We start from the raw sequence: 19,268 nt of genomic DNA on the forward strand, positions 1-19,268 counted from the left end.
CGAGCCGCTGGAAGCGGTGGGTGATGCCGTCGGGGTCGATCGGCGCCGACCCGTCGGGGACGTGCGAGAACACATAGGCGTCGGCCGCCAGGCTGGTCCCGCAGGCGAGGGCGTCCTTGACCTGGGTGATCCGGCGGGCCCGCAGCAGCTCCGCCGTGCCGGCGCCGATAGCGACGCGGCGCTTGGCATGGGTCTTGGTCGGCTTGGCCAGCAGGGCCTCGCGGGGGACACGCACCACGGCACCGGCGATCAGGACCTCGCCCTGGTCCAGGTCGACCTCTGACCAGCGCAGCGCGCACAGCTCGCCGCGGCGGGCGCCCAGCACCACGGCCAGGCGCAAGAAAAGCCCCAGCTCCTCATCCTCGGCGGCCGCGGTGCGCAGCAACCGGGCGGCGTCGATGACCGCCGGCGGCTGGGTGTCGGCCTGCTCGCGCGAGGGCGGGGAGGCGAGCCGGGCCGGGTTGTGGCTGATCCAGCCCCAGACGACGGCGCGGGTGAGCGCGCCCGACAAGATGGCGTGGATCTGGCGGACGCTGCTGGCGGCCAGGGGCCGGCCACCCTTGCCGCCCTGGCGGCGCAGGCGGGCGTAGAAGGTGTCCAGGGTGGCGGCATCCAGCTGGCCGACCTGGAGCCGGCCGAGGCTGGGCAGGATCGAGCGGTCGATGTAGCCGCGGTAGGCGGCCACGGTCGTAGGCGAGATCGGTCGGACGCTGAGGCGCCACTCCAGCCAGCGCTCGATCAGCTCGGCCACGGTCTTGGTCTTGCTGCCCCGGTGCTGGCCGGCGGCGATCTGGGCCAGCAGTTCGGCCTCGACTTGTCGTGCCTGCTTCATGGCGGCCCGGCCCTTGCCGGGGACCTGGCGACTGACCCAGCGCTTGCGGCCGGTGAGCGGATCGCGGCCGGCGTAGACCTGGACCTGGAGGCCGTCGCGGTCGGGGCGCTGTCGGATCACTGCGGACCCTTCGGTCATGCCGTTCTGACAGCGAAAGAATGACCAGGGAATGACCACGAGAGCAAGCAAAGCAACCGCTGTAAGGCTCTGAACTGGGGGTTTGGCGCGCCCCTGGCAGGACTCGAACCTGCAACCTACGGATTAGAAGTCCGTTGCTCTATCCATTGAGCTACAGGGGCCTTCAAGGAGCATACCGGGGTCGGGGGATGGTGAAGCAGGGGTACGAGGCCGGGCCGACCCGGACTCTGGGCGACGGGATGGCGCCGAGGCGGGTGAGGAGGCGGAGGGAGGGGGCATTGGCGTCGTCGGTGGTGGCGACGATCTCGTCGAGGCCGAGGGTGCCGAAGGCGTGGGCGAGGACGGCGGTGGCGGCTTCGGTGGCCAGGCCCTGGGACCAGTGGGTGGGGGCGAGGCTGTAGAGGAGCTCGACCCCGGCGCCGTGGTCGAAGGGGCTGAGGCCGCAGACGCCGATCAGGGCGGGGGCGGCGGGCGGAGCGGGGCGGACGACCCAGAGGCCCCAGCCGTGGGCCTGGAAGGTGTGGTGGCTGCGGGCGATCAGGTCGGCGACCGTGGACGTGGGGACGGGGTTGGCGTCCCAGAGAAAGCGCCCGACCTGGGGGTCGTTCCAGTGGGCGTGGAGCGGGGCCAGGTCGTCGTCCTCGACCGGGGTCAGGAGCAGGCGGGCGGTGGCGAGCGTCGGCGGCATGGGGAGCAGCATCGCAGAAGCGGACGCGCCGGCCATCCTCGGCGGCCCGTCCGAGGCGTCAGGGGGCGGGGCGGACGGCGCCGGCGTAGCTGGAGCGCCAGATCGAGGAGGTGCGGACGACCGCGCCGGTGTAGGGAGCTTCCACCATCATGCCCTTGCCGATGTACATGCCGACGTGGTGGATGGTGCCCGGGTTGCCGGGGTTGTCGGCGAAGAAGACCAGGTCGCCGGGGACCAGGTGGAGGGGGTCGACGGAGCGCATCCCGGCGTAGGCGGCGTACTGGGCCCGGGAGACCCGGGGGATGGTGACGCCGGCGGCGGCGTAGGCGAAGCTGGTGAGGCCTGAGCAGTCGAAGGTGCTGGGGCCCTCGGCGCCCCAGACGTACGGGGAGCCGAGCTGGGCCAGGGCGACCGCGACCGCCTTGCGGGCGGCCGGGGAGGCGCGGCCGTCGCGGATGGGGGCGGTGCCGGCCGTCCGGGCCGCGGACACGTAGTCGGCGAAGGCGGCCCGCTGGCTGGCCTCCTCGGCGCGCCGTTCCTGCTCGATCATGGCGGCCACGCGGCGGTCCATGGTGCGGAGCTCGCGCTCGATATCGGCGGCCAGGCGCTCGGCCTTGGCCCGCTTGGCGTCGAGCTGCTCGGCGCCGCGGGCCTGGGCGACCAGGCGGTCCGAGAGGCGGGCGCGGGTGCTGTCGAGCTTGGCCTTGGCCTGGGTGACCTTGTCGACCAGGGCCAGGTCGGCCTCGAGGACGGCCCGTTGCAGGGGCAGCCTGGCCAGGGCGTCGGCCGGGTCGTCGGCGCCGACCAGGGTGGACATGAACCAGCCGGGGCCGGCGATGTAGCTGCTGCGGGCGCGCTCGTCCAGCTCGGCCTGGACGGTGGTCAGCTCCTTCTCGGCGGCGGCCCGGCGGCGGTCGAGCCGCGAGGCGTCGGCCAGGAGGTCGACCCCGCGGGCGTACGCCTCCTCGAGGTCCTCGGCCATCACCTCCAGCCGGCGGTGCTGGTCGTCGAGCTTGGCCCGGAGCCGGGTCGCCTTGGCCCGCAGCGAGGCCAGGTCGCCGGGCGGGGCGGGCCGCGCTCCCCCGCCGCCCGGGCGGGCGGGACCCGGGTCGGGGGCCCGCAGCGACGGGCCCGGGACGGGGACGGGCGGTCCGGGGTCGGCGGGGCGGGCCAGGGCGGCGGGCGCGGTGAGGGTTGCGGAGGCGAGCATGGCGGCCGACAGCACCGCCGTGGCCAGCGCCCGCGCCGGGCCGCGAACGCGGCGACCCACGGCGGGCCTGGGGCGGGTTGGGGGCATGGGACCTCCGGGTTGCCTGGCTGGTTGCTCGACTCCGGTTCGGTCCTGGGGGCCCGGTGGATGGGACCGTAGAAAAGAACCCGCTCATTTGCCGTAGCGAAACTACGGCATCGCGGGCCGACCGGGTCGGCGGCGCGGCCGAACGTGGGGCGAGAGGGATCGTCACCGACACGCCGGGCAGGCCGCCGCCGGCGGCGGCGCGGGCCGGCTGCACCTGGGAGGAGAGCCTGTGCGACGCCCCTGGATCGCTGTCCTGGCCGCCGCCGCCCTGACCGCCTGCGTCCTCGCCGTGCCGGCCACCGCCATGGCCCAGGCCAAGCCGGGGCAGGCCATGGTCCGGGTGGCGCACTTCTCACCGGACGCGTCGTATGTGGACGTGTACATGGTGAGCCTGAACCGCAAGCAGCTGTTCCCCAACGTCTTCTACAAGTCCGTCTCCGCCTACTGGCCGGTGGCCGCCGGGCCGTTCACCTACGAGGTGCGGGCGGCGGGCGCGGACCCCGAGTCGCAGCCGGTGATCCAGGTCAAGGGCAACCTGGCTTCCGGCAAGGCCTACACGGTGGCGGCGGTGGGCCGCCGGGACCAGCTGCAGGGGCTGCTGCTCCGCGACGACATGGCCCCGTCGGCGCCGGGCAAGGCCAAGGTGCGCTTCCTCGACGCCGCCTTCGACCTGCCGGCGGTCGACATCGCCGTCGCCGGCGGGCCGGTGCTGGAGTCACGGCTGGCGTACCCGGAGCCGACCGGCTACCGGCAGCTCGCCTCAGGGAGCTACCGGGTCGAGGTGCGCCGCACCGGCGCCGACGCCGTCCTGGTCAAGGGCACGGTCGCGGTGAAGCCGGGCACGGTCACCTCGGTGGCGCTGCTCGGAGGGGCCGGCGAGCGGCGCGAGCTGTACGCCTTCAGTGACGCCGCCGGGTCCCGGACGGCGCCGGCCGGCGGCATCCGCACCGGGGCGGGCGGGACCGCTCCCTCCTCCCGCGGCCCGAACGCCCCGGTGCCCCTCCTTCTCCCCGCCGCGGCCCTGGTCGTGCTGGTCGTGACCGGAGCCGCCCGGCGGCGCGTCCAGGGCTAGCGCCGTGCCGCCCCGTTCCCGACCCCGGCGAACGGCCCTCGCCGTCGCCATCGCCGCCGCTGTCGCGGTCGCGCTTGGCGGCTGCGCCGGGGCTGTGGACACCCAGGAGCACCCTAAATCGGCTTCGGCGACGCTCCCCCGCCGGGGGGCCGAGCAACCGGGGGCGGGGTTGCCGCACGCCCGGGAACCGGGGGCCGGGGCGGCGCAGGACCGGGAACCCGGGGCCGGATCCACCCCCGACGCTGCGGCGGGGAGCGTCGCCGCGCCGGGGGCCGCGCCGGCGAACGGACGGTTCGACGTGCCCGGAACACCCCCGCAACCATCCGGGTTCGAGGTGGGCGAACTACCCGAACAACTCACCGCACCTGGGCCGGGATCGGCGCCGGTGCGGCTGGTGATCCCGGCGATCGGGGTGGCGACGCCGCTGGTCCGCCTGGGCCTGGAACCTGACGGGGGCATGGCGGTCCCCGGCGACTTCGGGCGGGCGGGCTGGTTCGCCGAGGGGCCGGCGCCGGGGCAGGTGGGGCCGGCGGTGATCGCCGGGCATGTCGACTCCCGGACCGGGCCGGCCGTGTTCTACCGGCTGCGCGACCTGCGCCCCGGCGACCAGATCCGGGTCGTCAGGGCCGACGGCAGCCACGTGCGGTTCGTGGTCGAGGGGGCGGGCAGCCACCCCAAGGACGGCTTCCCCACCGGCGCGGTGTTCGGGCCGGTCCCCGGGGCGGCCCTGCGGCTCATCACCTGCGCCGGCGACTTCGACCGGGCCCGGGGCAGCTACCGCGACAACCTGGTGGTGTTCGCCCGGCTGGCCGGAACCGGGTGATGATAGGGGCGTGGGAACCGGAGCTGGCCGACGCGGGTCGCGGCCATGGCGGCTGTTGCGCGGCGCTGTGGTCGTCGTCCTCGTGCTGGTGTTGGTCTTCTTCGCCGGCGGCGGCTGGTTCTACTCGGGCGAGATCCGGGCCGGCGCCCTGGACAGCAAGGCGCCGGACCCACTCCCGCTCAGCACCGAGGTCCTGGCCGTCGGCGACGGCTCGATCACCCTGGCCCGCGAACCGGGCTCGCCGCGGGAGCTGACCCTCCCCGGCACCTGGGGCCTGCGCTGGGCGGACGGCTACGGGCGGCTCGGAGCCATCCAGGCCCAGGGACCGGACCGGGTCGAGCGGGCGTTCACCCGCCTGGAGGGGACCCCGCCCCGGGCCGGCGACGACACAGCCGTCGAGGGCTACGCCTTCCCGGCCGACCCGGCCCTGGCCGCGGGCCGGCCGGCCCGCGAGGTCAGCTACCCCTCGCCGCTCGGCCCGGCGGCGGCCTGGCAGGTCGAGGGCCGGCGCGACACCTGGGTGATCCTGGTCCACGGCTACAACGCCGCCCGCACCGAGACCCTGCGGACGCTGGCCACGGTCAGCCATCAGGGCTACCCGGCCCTGGCCATCACCTACCGCAACGACCCGGGCGCGCCCCGCTCCCCCGACGGCCTGCGCCACTGGGGGGCGACCGAGTGGCGTGACCTGGAGGCGGCGACCCGGTACGCGCTCGACCAGGGCGCGGGCGGCGTGGTCCTGGCCGGCTTCAGCATGGGCGGCGCGGTCGTGACCAGCTTCCTGCTGGAGTCGCCGCTGGCCCCCCGGGTCCGGGGGGTGGTGCTGGACTCGCCGGCCCTCGACCTGGGCGAGGTGATCGACCACGGGGCCGCCGACCGGGACCTGCCGGTACTGGGGACGCCGGTCCCGCCGGCCCTGACGGTGGTCGCCAAGGGCATCGCCGGGGTCCGCTACGACCTCGACTGGGGCGAGCTCGACTACGTGGACCGGGCCGGCGGGCTGGCCACGCCCATGCTGGTGCTCCAGCAGAGCGGCGACCCGACGGTGCCGGTAACGATCAGCGAGGGCCTGGCCGCGGCCCGCTCCGACCTGGTCACCTTCGAGCGCTTCGCCGGCGACGGCCACGTCCAGTCCTGGAACGTCGACCGGGCGCGCTACGAGCGGACCGTGCGCGCCTTCCTGGAGCGGGTGGCCCCGGCCGGCGGGGCCTGATCCAGGGCCTGGCCGGCGCCGGCGGCCGGGCTGAGCCGGGCGGTCAGGTCCTCGGCTGGCAGCGGCCGCCCGAAGTGGTAGCCCTGGCCGAGGTCGCAGCCGAGCTCGAGCAGGCGCCGCACCTGCCCGGCGTTCTCGACCCCCTCGGCGACCGCCACCATCCCCAGGGTGTGGGCCAGGTTGATGATGGCGGTCACGATCGCCTGGTCCTCCTGGTCGGAGAGCAGGCCGGCGACGAAGTTGCGGTCGATCTTGAGCTCGTCGACCGGGAACCGCTTGAGGTAGGCCAGCGACGAGTAGCCGGTGCCGAAGTCGTCGACGGTCAGGCTGACCCCGAGGCTCTTGAGCTCGCTCAGGGCCGCGGAGGTCGATTCGACGTCCTCCATCAGGACGGTCTCGATGATCTCCAGGTAGACCAGGGCCGGGTCGATGCCGGTCTCGGCCAGGATCTCGGCCACCACTCCGGCCAGGTTGGGGTGGACGAACTGGCGGGCCGACAGGTTCACCTTGATGGCCAGGCGGCGGTTCTCGGCCTGCCAGGTCCTGGCCTGGCGGCAGGCCTGGCGCAGCACCTGGGTGCCGATGGACATGATCAGGCCGGTCTCCTCGGCCAGGGCGATGAACTCCCCCGGCCCGATCAGGCCCCGGTCGGGATGCTCCCAGCGCACCAGCGCCTCCGCGCCCACCGCGCGGCCGCTGCCCAGGCAGTGGATCGGCTGGTAGAGGACCCGGAACTCGTTGCGCTCGACCGCCCGGTGGAGCGAGCTGTGCATGGCCAGGCGGCGCTTGGCCCTGGCCCGCATCGCCTGGTCGAACACCTCGCGCCGGTTGCCGCCCCGCGCCTTGGCCCGGTACATGGCGGCGTCGGCGTTCTCGACCAGCGACTCGGGCCGGACCCGGCTGCCCGAGGCCAGCGCGATGCCGATGCTCATGGTGACGAACACCTCGGCGTCGCCGAGCGGGAACGGGGCGGTGGCCACCTGCGCGACCCGCTCGGCGATGGCCAGGGCGTGGGCCTCGTCGGCGATGCTCTCGCAGAGGATGGTGAACTCGTCGCCGCCGAAGCGGGCCACGGTGTCGCCGGGCCGGATGACGTCCTGGAGGCGCTTGCCCAGGGCGACCAGCAGCCGGTCGCCGGCGTCGTGGCCGAGCGAGTCGTTGATGAACTTGAAGCGGTCCAGGTCGAGGAACAGCACGGCCACCGAGGAGCGGCTGCGCTGGGTGCGGGCCAGGGCCAGGGTGATCCTGTCCAGGAAGAAGACCCGGTTGGGCAGGCCGGTGAGGGCGTCGTGGGCGGCCTGGTGGGCCAGCTGGGCCTGGGCGTGGCTGCGCTCGATGGCGATGTCGGCCAGGTGGGCGGCCAGCTCCAGCAGGCTCCGCTCGGCCGGCCCGGGACGGCGGGGCTCGTCGAAGTAGACGGTGAGGACGCCAAGGACAGGGTCGCCGTCGGCGGCGATGATCGGCGTCGACCAGGCGGCCCGGATGCCCCTGGCCAGCGCGACCTGGCGTGACTCGCGCCACAGCGGGTCGCTGGTCACGTCGGCGGAGATCACCGGCTGGCGCCGGAACGCGGCCGTGCCGCTGGTCCCGGCCTCGGGCCCGATGACCAGCCCGTCGGCCTCGTGGAGGCCGACGTCGATGAGCGAGGGGGCGGCGGCCACGGTCAACGTCTCGGAGCTGTCGTCCAGCAACAGGATGGCGCAGCGGGCGCCCGACGCCTCGGCCTCGATCACCTTGGCCAGGGTGTCGAGGGTCTCCATCAGGGGCGCGTCCCGGGCGATCAGGTCCAGCACCTGGGCCTGACCGGCCAGCTGGCCCTCGGCCCGGGTGCGCTCGGTCACGTCGCGGCAGTTGAACACCACCCCGCCGACGGCCGGGTCGTCGAGCAGGTTGTTGGCCAGGGCCTCGATGTTGCGCCAGGAACCGTCGGCGGCCAGGAAGCGGAACCCCAACCCGGCGCCCTGGGCCAGGCCGGCCAGGTGCTCGCCGAAGCGGGCCCGGACGTCGCCGACGTCGTCGGGGTGGATCAGCTCGAACACGTTCTGCCCGACCCGGGCGTCGTCGCGGTAGCCGAGCATCCGCCGGAAGGCGGGGCTGGCATAGGTGATGCCGCCGCCGGCGTCGAGCACGATCACCATGTGGGAGGAGTTCTGGACCAGCGCCCGGAAGCGGGCGGCCGAGTCCCGCAGGGCCTTCTCGGCCCGCTTGAGCTCCAGCTCCTTGGTGATGTCCCGGGAGGTGAGGATGAGCCGGCGCGGCCGGCCGTCGACCGCCGGGACCCGGGTCCAGGAGCAGGCCAGCCAGCACGCCTCGCCGTTGGGCCGCAGCACCTCGACCACGGTTGGCAGCGTCCCCGGCTCCTCGGCCCAGCGGTCCAGCTGGAGCTCGCGGCCGGCGACGTCGCGGGGCCGCAGCCGGGCCAGGCCCCGGGAGCCGACCATGTCGGCCGACCGGTAGCCGGTGATCTCCTCGAACCCGGGGTTCCAGCTGGACACGGTCCCGTCGGGGTCGAGGGCGGCGATGCCGTCGGAGGTGTTGTCGACGATCTCGGAGAGCTTGGTGCGCTCCTCGAGGATGGCCTCGAGCAGCTCGCCCTTCTCGATGGCTGTGCCCACCTCCGCGGCCAGCGCCTCGAGCACGGCCAGTTCGCCCTCTTCGAATCCCTCGAAGCCGTTGCGGTTGTAGGTGCACAACACCCCGATGACCTTGCCCTCCACCCGCACCGGGGCGGCCAGGCAGTCCCGCCAGCCTTCCTGCCGCAGCCGCCGCTGGAGGTCGGGGCCGTTGTCGTCCTCACTCACTCTGATCGACTTGCCCGTCCGCATCAGGGCCGCGGCCAGCGTCTCCTGGCCGGTCTCCTCCATCCGCCGCTCGGTACCGGAAGCTTCACCCCGGTTCCTGTGGACCACCCGAGAGCCTTCGAGGAGGATGACCAGCTCGGCCACCTCCGACTCGAAACAGCGCCGGACCTCGGCCAGGAACTCCGGCACGGCGTCGCGGGGGTTCATTGGCACGGCAAGGGCATGGGTGGCCCGCTGCAGGCCGGCCAGCCGGGCCCGGTCGGCGCGGACGCTGGCGAAGGCCCGGCCGGAGAGATGCAGCACTCCCAGAGGGACCAGGAACAGCACCGCGGTCAGCGGCGACCAGAGGTAGGCGGCGAGGAACAAGAACCCGAAGGCCAGATTGACGGCGAAGCCGATGATCCAGACCGGGAGGATCAACGGCCGCACGCCTTTCAGGACGCTCCGAATGGACTGGGTGCCGGCGAGCCAGATCACCCCGACCAGAGCGAAGGCGTTGACAGCCCTAACCGCGGCCATGGCAGCAGCCAGCAGGACCACGTCTCGGCCATTCGCTGGGCCGCCGTCGCGCAATACCGCCAGGACCAGGCTGCCGACGGCGGTCGCGGCCATCCACTGGGCGACGTTGAACGACGCCTTGATCGGATGGATGCGCTGCAGCGTCTCGGACAAAGCCTGGGCGGCACCGACCACGAGCACGGCCTCCAGCGGGGGAAGCACAAACAGGGCCGGCACCAGCACGGCCTCGAACAGGTCCTCGGCGTCTCCCTGGTCACGCCAGTGGAACTGCAGGGTGGGAAAGCCCGCGGCCGCCAGCAGGACCAGGAAGGCCAGCATGGCCTTCCAGTTGGGCGGCACCGCCTGGCCGGCGCCGGCCTCGATGAGGAGCCCACCGGTCACGCCGGCAGCAGCCAGGCCGGCCGTGAACAACAGCACCGGCAGGGGGAGGGCGTTCTCCGGCGCCCTCCCCCTGCCCCCGCTCGCGACCTGGTCCACCCCTACTCCCAGGCGCCGTACCAGGCCGATCCGGACAGGGGCGAGCCGTACGACTCGTCCTGTTCCTGGCCTTGCCAGGTCGACCCGCGCCACTTGCTCCCCGGCCAGTCGTTGCCGTACCAGCTGACCCGGTTCCAGCGGTGGACCTCCCAGGTGGAGAGGTACCAGTCGGAGGGGAGCCAGGGGGCGCCGGTGTAGCCGGTGGGGTTCCAGAGGAGGAGCTGGGCGGTCAGGGTGGCGCCGAGGACCGGGCCGAGGACGGTGCCCAGCGGGTCGTTCGCCTTCACCTGGACCGACCCGCGGCTCGCGCCGAGGCTGCCCATGCCGTTGGAGCGGGCCAGGCCCTGGTTGGCCACGCCCGGCGGGGCCGAGTAGGCGGCGGCGTGGACGTCGACCACCCCGGCGCCGACGGCCAGCGGGTCGCTGGAGGCGGCGTCCCTGGCCGTGGCCGTCAGGGCGTGCTTGACCCGGTCGGGGGTGAAGCCGGGGTTGGCCTGGAGCATCAGCGCGACCGCGCCGGACACCACCCCGGTGGCCATGGAGGTGCCGCTGCCCCGCCGGTAGGCCCCGTCGACGTAGTACGGGTAACGGGTGTCGATGGTGCTGCCCGGGGCCCGCAGGGAGACGACGTGGGCGCCGGGGGCGGCGACGTCCGGCTTGGCCAGCCCGTGGGCGGTCGGCCCGCGGCTGGAGAAGTCGGGCAGCTGGTCGTCGCTGAGGCCGGCGGTGCCGCGGTCGTCGGTGGCCCCGACGGTGACCACCCACGGGTCGTCGGCCGGCTTGGTGATGGTCCCGGCGCCGGGGCCGTTGTTGCTGGCGGCCACGACCACGGTCATACCGGCCGCCCAGGCCCGCTCGACCGCGTAGTTGAGCGGGTCGGTGCGCCAGTCCTGGGTGGAGTCGGTGCCCAGGCTGAGGTTGAGCACGCGGATGTTGTAGCGGTCCCTGAAGGAGACCACCCACTGGATGGCGGCCAGGATGTTGCTGACGTCGGCGGAGCCGTCGGCCCCGGCGGCCTTGACCGACAGGATCTTGGCGTCGGGGGCGACGCCCTTCCACTTGCCGCCCGAGCCGGCCCCGCTGCCGGCCACCAGCCCGGCGATGAAGGTGCCGTGCCCGTAGCGGTCGTTGCAGTCCAGCTCGCCGGAGAGGTTCTTGCAGGGCGTGGTCTGGCCGGTGAGGTCGTTGCGCACCTGGACCAGCCGGCCGGCCAGGTCGGGCACGCTGGCCACGCCGGTGTCGAGCACGGCCACGGTGACCCCGCGACCGGTGACACCGCGCTGCCAGACGTCGTCGGCCCTGATCGTCTGCGGGTAGACCGAGCGGATACTGCTCCCGCCGGGAGCGGCGGCCTGGACCCGGACCCGGCTGTCGGGGGTGACCGCCCGGACCCCGGCCAGTCGGGCCAGCTCGTCGAGGGCGGCCGCGGGCACGGTGGCCGCGAACCCGGCGACGATGGGCAGGGCCCTGGTGACCTGCCCGCCCAGCCGCCGCACGGCCAGCTCCGGCGAGACGTCGCCGGCCGCGCGCTTCTGCACGATGACCCGGATGGACTCCATGGCTCCCGGCGGGGCCGACGCGTCCCGTGGGACGGTCCCCAGCCCGGTGGCCAGCACCAACACCGCCAGCGCGGCAACGACCAGCGCCCTTCCGCGCCGCAGCCCGAACGAACCGACGATCACCACAGCCCTCCCCTGGATGTGACACCCACTCTCAATGACGACCGGGACAGACTGTGCGTTTAGCCTAGTCGGCTTAAACATCCTCGGCGAAACCTACTGGCAAGTACGCAGGTAGCTGACAACGGTTCTCGCAAACCTTCGTGTCCGGGGTTGCTCGGCCGCCGGTGCCGTAGGCTCTGCCCATGGCGATCACCAGCGACCGGGCGACGCCCCGGCGCGAGGACCCGCCCCTGGTCACCGGGGCGGCATTCTACAGCGACGACCTGGCCCCGCCGGGGGCGCTGCACGCCGTGTTCGTCCGGGCGCCGCTGGCCCACGGCCGGATCCTGTCCATCGACCCGGCCCCGGCGGCCGCCATGCCCGGGGTGGCCGGGGTGTACACCGCCGCCGACCTGGATCTGCCGCCGATGCCGGCCGGGGACGCGCCCGACGCCATGGCCCGCCCGGTGCTGGCCACCGGCACGGTCCGCTTCCTGGGCGAGGCGGTGGCGGTGGTGGTGGCCGCCACCAGGGCCCAGGCGCTGGACGCGGCCGAGGCCGTCGAGGTCGACTACGACCCGCTGCCGGTGGTCATCGACCCGCTGGCCGCGCTGGCCGACGACGCCCCGCGGCTGTTCGGCGAGGGCGGGAACCTGGCCAAGGAGCGCCGCTGGCCGGAGCCGTCCCGGGCCCTGGAGGGGGCCGAGGTGGTGGTCCGGGGCCGGTTCGTCAACCAGCGGCTGGCCGCGGCCCCCCTGGAACCCAACGGCGCCGTGGCCGTCCCCGAGCCCGACGGCGGCGGCCTCCTGCTCTACTCGCCCTGCCAGGCGCCGTTCTGGGTGCGCGACGACGTCGCCGACGTGCTGGGCCTGGCCCCCGAGCGGGTCCGGGTGGTCGTGCCGGCGGTGGGCGGGGCCTTCGGGGCCAGGATCGTCACCTATCCCGAGCAGGTCGCGCTGGCCGCCCTGGCCCTGCGGCTGGGCCGCCCGGTCCGCTACGTCGAGAGCCGCTCGGAGACGATGCTGGCCATGACCCACGGCCGGGCCCAGGTCCAGGAGGTCGAGCTGGCCGCGACCCGGGAGGGGCGCATCACCGGCCTGCGGGCCCGGCTGGTGGCCGACGGCGGCGCCTACCCGGGCGAGGCCACCAACATGCCGTCCTCGACCCGCTACATGGCCTCGGGCGTGTACCGGATCGCCCGGGTCGAGGTGGCCTGGCAGTGCGCGGCCACCAACACCACCCCGGTGGCCGCCTACCGGGGCGCCGGCCGGCCCGAGGCCACGGCCATGGTCGAGCGGGCCGTCGACCTGCTGGCGGCGCGGCTGCGCATCGACCCGGCCGAGCTGCGGCGGCGCAACCTGATCCCGGCCCGGGCGTTCCCGTACACCACGGCCACCAGGGCCCGCTACGACTCGGGCGACTACGAGGGCGCCCTCGACCGGGTCCTGGAGGCGGCCGGGTACGGCGAGCTCCGGGCCGAGCAGGCCAGGCGGCGCGAGCGCGGCGACGTCGGCCAGCTCGGCATTGGCCTGGCCGTGTACGTCGAGGTGACCGGGTTCGGCTCCGAGTACGGCGAGGTCGAGGTCGGGCCCGACGGGCGGGTCACGGCCAGGACGGGCGTCTCCCCGCACGGCCAGGGCCACGAAACCGCCTTCGCCCAGCTGGTCGCGGCCACCCTGGGGGTCGCCGCCGACCAGGTCACCGTGGTCCATTCCGACACCGCCGCGCTGCCCCGGGGCGACGGCACCATGGGCTCGCGCTCCCTCCAGGTCGGCGGCAGCGCCGTGGCCGAGGCGGCCGGCCAGGTCCTGGAGCAGGCCCGGGAGCTGGCCGCCCACCTGCTGGAGGCGCCGGCCGAGGACGTGGCCGTGTTCGCCGGCGAGGGCATCGGGGTCGCGGGCGCCCCGTCGACGGCGCTGACCTGGGCCGAGCTGGCCACGGCGGCCGCCGACCCGGCCCGCCGGCCGCCCGGCATGGACGAGGGCCTGGCCGCGGTCGTCGACTTCAAGATGGAGCGCAGCACCTTCCCGTTCGGCGCCCACCTGGCCGTCTGCGAGGTCGACACCGAGACCGGCCTGGCCCGGCTGGCGCGCCATCTGGCCGTCGACGACTCCGGCCGGATCCTCAACGCCATGCTGGCCGAGGGGCAGGTGCACGGCGGGATCGCCCAGGGGGTCGCCCAGGCCCTGTTCGAGGAGGTCCGCTACGACGAGGACGGCAACTGCCTGAACGGCAACCTGGCCAGCTACGCCATGCCGAGCGCGGCCGACCTGCCCTCGTTCGAGACCCAGCGCACCCAGACCCCGACCCCGCTCAACCCGTTGGGCGCCAAGGGGATCGGCGAGTCGGGAACGATCGGCGCCACCCCGGCCGTCCAGAACGCGGTGATCGACGCCGTCGCCCACCTGGGCGTGACCCACATCGACATGCCGCTCACGCCCGAACGGGTCTGGCGGGCGATCTGCGCCGCCCGGGGTGAGCCTTAGCCGCGCTGGCGGCCGACCTCGGTCGCCGACGGGCGGCGGGTGGCCAGCTCGTGCTGCATGGCGAAGGTGGCCGCCTCCAGCTTGGAGTGCATCTCCAGCTTCTGGAGGATGTTCTGCACGTGGGTCCGGACGGTGTGCGGGCTGATGTAGAGCTCGCGGCCGATCTGGGCGTTGCTCCAGCCGCGGCCGAGCAGGGCCAGCACCTCCCGCTCCCGCGGGGACAGCCGGTTCAGGGGGGCGTCGGAGGCCCGGTCGCCCATGTCCAGGAGCCGGCGGAACAGCTGGGGCAGCATCGCCCTGGGGACCACGCCCTCCCCGTCCAGCACCGCCTGGACGGCCCGCAGCACCGTCTGGGTGCCGGACTTCTTGCCGACCACCCCGACCGCGCCGGCCCGGATGGCGTGCAGCAGCAGGTCGATGTCGGTGTCCTGGGCGAGCAGGATGACCTTGGTGTCGGGCAGCTCGGCCAGGATCGTCTCGACGGTGGTCGGCCGGTTGCTCAGGGCCAGGCCGGCGTCGATCACGTACAGGTCGGGCTTGAGCTGGGGCACCGAGGCGACGATCTGCTGCACGGCCGATGCCTGGCCGACCACCTCGTTGGTGCCGTCACGGGTGATGAGCGCTTCCAGCGCCTCGTTGAACAGCGGCTGGCAGTCAGCGAGGAACACGCGTGCCATCGACTTCCTCCGGCGTCCGGCGAACGGCCACCATGACCTACGTCCTTGTCGTGGCCAACAGCTTGTCGCACCGCCCCTTTCGGCGGATACGAGGGATGCAGTACCGGATATTACGGTAACCGGCGCAACTTCACCTACGTCACAGCCTTGGCCGGACCATCGGCGACTCGGCGACAGCAGGTACTCAGTTCTCCGGATGAGAACCATGCGACGAGCGTCGTACGCCCGACGCACCGGGAGACCGAGGGCACCGTTCCCGCCGCGGACCATCACGTACCGATCACGGGTCGGTCACGTACGAGGTGTCGGCCGTACCTTTTGCGGCTCCGGCGACGCCTTACAAGACGGTCGCAGAACGGGCCGAAGCGACTGAGGCGTGCCGGGGGAGGCCGTAACGTGACGAACATGATCGGGTTGGTTCTGGCGGACGACCACAGGGTCTTCGCCGAGGGCCTTGGAGTGATGCTGGACGCCCAGGACGACCTGGCCGTCCTCGGAGTGGCGCACGACAGCCACCAGGCGATCGAGCTGGCGGCCAGGCACGAGCCGACCGTGCTGCTGCTCGACGCCCACATGCCAGGTCCCGACCTGGCCACCACCTTGCGGGCCGTCAGGGCGTCCTCGCCCGGGACGAAGGTGCTGATGCTGTCGGCCGACACCCGCCGGGAGACGATCGCCGAGGCGCTCGAGGCCGGAGCCGACGGCTTCCTGGCCAAGGACGCCTCCAGCCGTCAGGTCGCCGGGGCCATCCGCACCCTGGTCGACGGCAAGGGCAGCGTCGTCGCCGCGGCCGAGCCGGCCTCCCAGCCGGTCCGCGACCCCAGCGTCGACCTGCGGGTGCGGACCCTGTCAGATCGCGAGCGCGAGATCCTCGGCCTGCTGGCCAACGGCTGGTCCAACCGCCGGATCGCCGAGGAGTGCTTCCTCTCGCTCAACACCGTCCGCACCCACGTGCAGAACGTCCTCGTCAAGCTGGGCGTCCACTCCAAGCTGGAGGCGGTCGCGTTCGCCCTGGAGCACCAGGTGGTGGCCGCCGGCGCCCCCGCCTGGGCCAGCTCGCCCGCCTGGGCCAGCTCGACCGGGTAAGCCTGACCGACGTCCCGTGACCCGGGTGACCACGCCCCGGGTCACGGCGCATGCCATAAGCTTGAAGTGCTCAACCTTTTGTGCTGTCATGGAGGACGGCGGTCAGGTATCCGGCGCCGCATGCTCGCGCCGAAGCACTGGTGATGGCCCTGAACCGTTGCGCGCCGCCAACGGTGACCACGCATCGCCTCGACCTCCGGATACCTGAGCGGCGTCCTTGTGGCCGACAGCACAGGAGGCGCGTTGAGCGACGCAGCGATCGTCACCGAGGGCCTACGCAGGTCCTTCGGGCCCATCAAGGCGGTGGACGGGGTCGACCTGGCCGCCCCGGCCGGGACCGTCCTGGGCCTGCTCGGCCCCAACGGGGCCGGCAAGACCACCATCGTCCGGATCCTCACCACCCTGCTCACCCCCGACGGCGGCTCGGCCCGGGTGGCCGGCTTCGACGTCGTCCGCGACGCCGCCGCCCTTCGGGAGGTCATCGGCCTGGCCGGCCAGTACGCGGCCGTCGACGAGAACCTCACCGGCCGCGAGAACCTCGACCTGGTCGGCCGCCTCTACCACCTGGGCCGGGACGAGGCCCGGCGCCGGGCCGACGAGATGCTGGAGCGGTTCGACCTCACCGGCGCCGCCAACCGCACCGTCAAGACCTACTCGGGCGGGATGCGCCGCCGCCTCGACCTGGGGGCCAGCCTGGTCGGCCGGCCCCAGGTGCTGTTCCTGGACGAGCCGACCACCGGCCTCGACCCGCGCAGCCGCTTCTCGCTCTGGGACGTGATCCGCGAGCTGGTCAGCGACGGCACCACCCTGCTGCTGACCACCCAGTACCTGGAGGAGGCCGACCGGCTGGCCGACCACATCGCCGTGATCGACGGCGGCCGGGTCATCGCCGAGGGCACCACCGACCAGCTCAAGTCACGGGTCGGTGGTGACCTGCTGGCCGTGCGGGTGGTCGACCGGGTGCGGGTGGCCGAGGCGGCCGAGGTCGTGGCCGACCTCGGCTCGGGCGCCCCCCAGGTCGTGGCCGAGGCGGGCGAGGTCTCCCTGCCGGTCCGGGAGGGCACCGCCATCCTGGCCGAGGTGGTCCGGCGCCTGGACGCGGCCGGGCTGGACATCTCCGACCTGGCCCTGCGCCGTCCCACCCTCGACGACGTGTTCCTGGCCCTGACCGGCCACGTCGCCGAGGTGGCCCCCGACGGCGACGGGCCCGAGACCCCGGCCCGCGGCCGTGGCCGTCGGCCGGCGAGGAGCAGCGCATGAGCACCGTCGCCAGCCGCCCCCTGCCCCGCCGCCGCCTCTGGTGGACGGTGTCCGACGCCGCCGCCATCACCAAGCGGAACCTCTACCGCTACCTGCGGGTGCCGCCCCTGCTGCTGTTCTCGACCATCCAGCCGATCATGTTCGTGCTGCTGTTCACCTACGTGTTCGGCGGCGCCATCCAGGTGCCGGGCGTCGACAACTACATCGACTACCTGATGGCCGGGATCCTCGCCCAGACGGTGATCTTCGGCTCCACCCAGACCGGGGTCGGCCTGGCCGAGGACATGACCCGGGGCATGGTCGACCGCTTCCGCTCCCTGCCCATGGCCCGCTCGGCCGTGCTCGCCGGCCGCACCATGTCCGACACCGCCCGCAACCTGTTCGTGGTCTGCCTGATGCTGGTGGTCGGCACCCTGGTCGGGTTCCGCTTCCACGCCGGGGTGGCGGCGGCGTTCGGGGCGGTCGCCCTGGCCCTCGCCTTCGGGCTCGCCTTCTCCTGGATCTCGGCCTTCATCGGCCTGTCCGTGCGCGACGTCGAGTCGGCCCAGGCGGCCGGGTTCGTCTGGGTGTTCCCGCTGGTGTTCGCCTCCTCGGCCTTCGTCCCGGTCGAGAGCATGCCCGGCTGGCTGCAGACCTTCGCCGACATCAACCCGGTCACGGTCACCGTCGACGCCCTGCGGGCGCTCACCCTCGGCGGGCCTGTCACCCGGCCGCTGCTGGAGTCCCTGGCCTGGATCACCGGCATCCTGCTGGTGTTCGTGCCCCTGGCCGTCAACCGCTACCGTCGCGCCGCCGGGTAGGCTAGAGGGAAACCTCCAACCACCCGAAGGGCAGGGATCAGTTCATGAAGGGCAAGCTCGGCATCGCCGTCGGCCTGGCGGCCGGTTACGTGCTCGGCACCCGCGCCGGGCGGGAGCGCTACCAGCAGCTCACCGCGTCGGCCAAGCGGTTCGCGGACGAGCCCAGCCTGCAGCGGCTCCAGGAGGAGCTGAACGGCCTGTTCGGGTCGGGCGGCCAGGCGACCGGCGGCGGCTCCTCGGGCACCACCGTCGAGCGCCTCTAGCACGCGACTGCGGGGGCTCCGCCCCCGCATGCCCCCCAACCAGTAGGCATGGAATGAGCATGACTGACGGTGCGATCTCCCGGCGCGAACTGCTGCGGCTCGCCGGCGGCGGCGGCGCCCTCGGGCTGGCTGCCCTGCTGGCCGCCTGCGGTGGCGACGGCGAGCCCGGCGGGTCGGGCGGGTCGGTCCCGGCCGGCTCGCTCAAGGCCCTGGCCGCCGACGCCACCCAGCTGTCGCTGCTCGGGGCCCAGAGCCAGCTCCCGGTCGGGACCACCCTCTACACCTTCGGCCTGACCACCGCCGACAACCGGCTGGTCACCGGCGGCGCCCCCGAGATCTGGGTGGCCAAGAACGACACCGGCCGGGCCGCCGGGCCGTTCCCAACCCGCTGGTTCGAGCTCAAGGCCTACGAGGCGACCAAGGACACCGGGCCCCGCAGCCCGCTCACCGGCTTCTACGGGGCCGAGGTCGAGTTCCCCGAGGCCGGCAACTGGATGGTGGCCGCCACCACCGAGGTCGACGGCAACCGGGCCGTCGGCCAGGGCGCCGTGCCCGTGGCCGCCGACGTCCCGGCGGCCGTCGGCGACAAGGCCAAGCCCCTGAAGACGCCCGTGGCCGCCAGCCCGGCCGGCCGCAAGAAGATCTGCACCCGCGAGCCGGCCTGCCCGCTGCACGACATCTCGCTGGACGACGCCCTGGCCGCCGGCCGCCCCACGGTGGTCAACTTCGGCACGCCGCTGCTCTGCACCAGCCAGATCTGCGGCCCGGTGGTCGACGAGCAGATGGTCGTGGCCGACAAGCTCGGCGGCAAGGCGAGCTTCGTGCACGTCGAGATCTACCCGGGCCGCAACACCGCCAAGCCGGTGCCCGCCCTCGCCGAGTACGGCTTCACCACCGAGCCGTGGCTGCTGGTGGTCGACCGCGACGGCGTGATCCGGGCCCGCTACGAGGGCCCGGTCACCGCCGGCCAGATCGAGGACGCCCTCCGGCCCCTGCTCGGCTGACATGGCGGCTCCGGCGGCCCCCGCGGCCAGGCTGCGCTGGGCTCAGGTGGCGGCCTGGCGCGCCGCCCGCCACCAGCTGGACGAGCGTGCCCCGGCCACGGCCATGCTGGCGGTGGCCGGCCGGATCGCCGGCGTCCACGCCCAGGTCGTGTCGTCGGCCGGGCTGACCCT

General features: G+C 73.9%; 15 protein-coding genes and 1 tRNA gene. 9 read left to right on the top strand and 7 right to left on the bottom strand.

The features are described from left to right. From VF468_27485 to VF468_27500, 4 genes are all read right to left on the bottom strand, one after another. Positions 1 to 952, bottom strand: a 952-nt coding sequence (locus tag VF468_27485; GenBank protein HEX5882029.1) for a tyrosine-type recombinase/integrase, incomplete at its 3' end; no start/stop codon positions are given. A 106-nt stretch (positions 953 to 1,058) separates the two neighbouring features. After that, a tRNA-Arg gene (locus VF468_27490) sits at positions 1,059 to 1,131 on the bottom strand. A 2-nt stretch (positions 1,132 to 1,133) separates the two neighbouring features. Beyond that, positions 1,134 to 1,658: a GNAT family protein gene (locus tag VF468_27495; GenBank protein ID HEX5882030.1), complete on the bottom strand. Its 525-nt coding sequence runs from the start codon at positions 1,656 to 1,658 to the stop codon at positions 1,134 to 1,136. Positions 1,659 to 1,716: 58 nt separating this feature from the next. Next, a complete protein-coding gene (locus VF468_27500; GenBank protein ID HEX5882031.1) occupies positions 1,717 to 2,955 on the bottom strand; it encodes an NlpC/P60 family protein in 1,239 nt (412 codons plus the stop codon). 229 nt (positions 2,956 to 3,184) lie between these two features. Here VF468_27500 and VF468_27505 point away from each other — a divergent pair, with 229 nt between their 5' ends. From VF468_27505 to VF468_27515, 3 genes are all read left to right on the top strand, one after another. Further along, positions 3,185 to 4,027 (top strand): DUF4397 domain-containing protein, encoded by an 843-nt coding sequence (locus tag VF468_27505; GenBank protein HEX5882032.1) that lies wholly within the window; start codon positions 3,185 to 3,187, stop codon positions 4,025 to 4,027. Positions 4,028 to 4,361: 334 nt separating this feature from the next. Beyond that, positions 4,362 to 4,850 carry a class F sortase gene (locus tag VF468_27510; protein ID HEX5882033.1) on the top strand — a complete coding sequence of 163 codons (489 nt, stop codon included), beginning with the start codon at positions 4,362 to 4,364 and terminating at the stop codon, positions 4,848 to 4,850. Positions 4,851 to 4,860: 10 nt separating this feature from the next. Further along, on the top strand, positions 4,861 to 6,063 hold the full coding sequence (locus VF468_27515) for an alpha/beta hydrolase (GenBank protein ID HEX5882034.1): 1,203 nt from the start codon (positions 4,861 to 4,863) through the stop codon (positions 6,061 to 6,063). Here VF468_27515 and VF468_27520 read toward each other — a convergent pair. Together VF468_27520 and VF468_27525 are read right to left on the bottom strand one after the other, a co-directional pair. Next, entirely contained in the window at positions 6,006 to 9,860 is a 3,855-nt protein-coding gene (locus tag VF468_27520) for an EAL domain-containing protein (GenBank protein HEX5882035.1), read from the bottom strand. The genes VF468_27515 and VF468_27520 overlap by 58 nt on opposite strands. A 2-nt stretch (positions 9,861 to 9,862) precedes the next feature. Beyond that, positions 9,863 to 11,542, bottom strand: a complete 1,680-nt coding sequence (locus VF468_27525) for a S8 family peptidase (protein ID HEX5882036.1) — start codon at positions 11,540 to 11,542, stop codon at positions 9,863 to 9,865. 182 nt (positions 11,543 to 11,724) lie between these two features. Here VF468_27525 and VF468_27530 point away from each other — a divergent pair, with 182 nt between their 5' ends. Beyond that, positions 11,725 to 14,007 (top strand): xanthine dehydrogenase family protein molybdopterin-binding subunit, encoded by a 2,283-nt coding sequence (locus VF468_27530; protein HEX5882037.1) that lies wholly within the window; start codon positions 11,725 to 11,727, stop codon positions 14,005 to 14,007. Here the strand turns inward: VF468_27530 and VF468_27535 are convergent. Next, entirely contained in the window at positions 14,004 to 14,684 is a 681-nt protein-coding gene (locus tag VF468_27535; protein ID HEX5882038.1) for a response regulator transcription factor, read from the bottom strand. The two genes, VF468_27530 and VF468_27535, sit on opposite strands and share 4 nt — an antisense overlap. Positions 14,685 to 15,089: 405 nt before the next feature. Between VF468_27535 and VF468_27540 the strand changes: the two genes are divergently transcribed. From VF468_27540 to VF468_27560, 5 genes are all read left to right on the top strand, one after another. After that, complete coding sequence (locus tag VF468_27540; GenBank protein HEX5882039.1) at positions 15,090 to 15,770, top strand: response regulator transcription factor; 681 nt, start codon at positions 15,090 to 15,092, stop codon at positions 15,768 to 15,770. A 243-nt stretch (positions 15,771 to 16,013) separates the two neighbouring features. Further along, entirely contained in the window at positions 16,014 to 17,030 is a 1,017-nt protein-coding gene (locus VF468_27545) for an ATP-binding cassette domain-containing protein (GenBank protein ID HEX5882040.1), read from the top strand. Next, positions 17,027 to 17,830, top strand: coding sequence for an ABC transporter permease (locus VF468_27550; GenBank protein HEX5882041.1), 804 nt, complete (start codon positions 17,027 to 17,029; stop codon positions 17,828 to 17,830). Before VF468_27545 ends, VF468_27550 begins: the two co-directional genes overlap by 4 nt. 44 nt (positions 17,831 to 17,874) lie before the next feature. Further along, on the top strand, positions 17,875 to 18,093 hold the full coding sequence (locus tag VF468_27555) for a hypothetical protein (GenBank protein ID HEX5882042.1): 219 nt from the start codon (positions 17,875 to 17,877) through the stop codon (positions 18,091 to 18,093). Between the two features lie 59 nt (positions 18,094 to 18,152). Further along, positions 18,153 to 19,097 (top strand): thioredoxin family protein, encoded by a 945-nt coding sequence (locus tag VF468_27560; protein ID HEX5882043.1) that lies wholly within the window; start codon positions 18,153 to 18,155, stop codon positions 19,095 to 19,097. Positions 19,098 to 19,268 lie beyond the last annotated feature (171 nt).

This window comes from Actinomycetota bacterium, assembly GCA_036280995.1.
In the GTDB taxonomy this organism is placed as follows: Bacteria; Actinomycetota; CALGFH01; order CALGFH01; family CALGFH01; genus CALGFH01.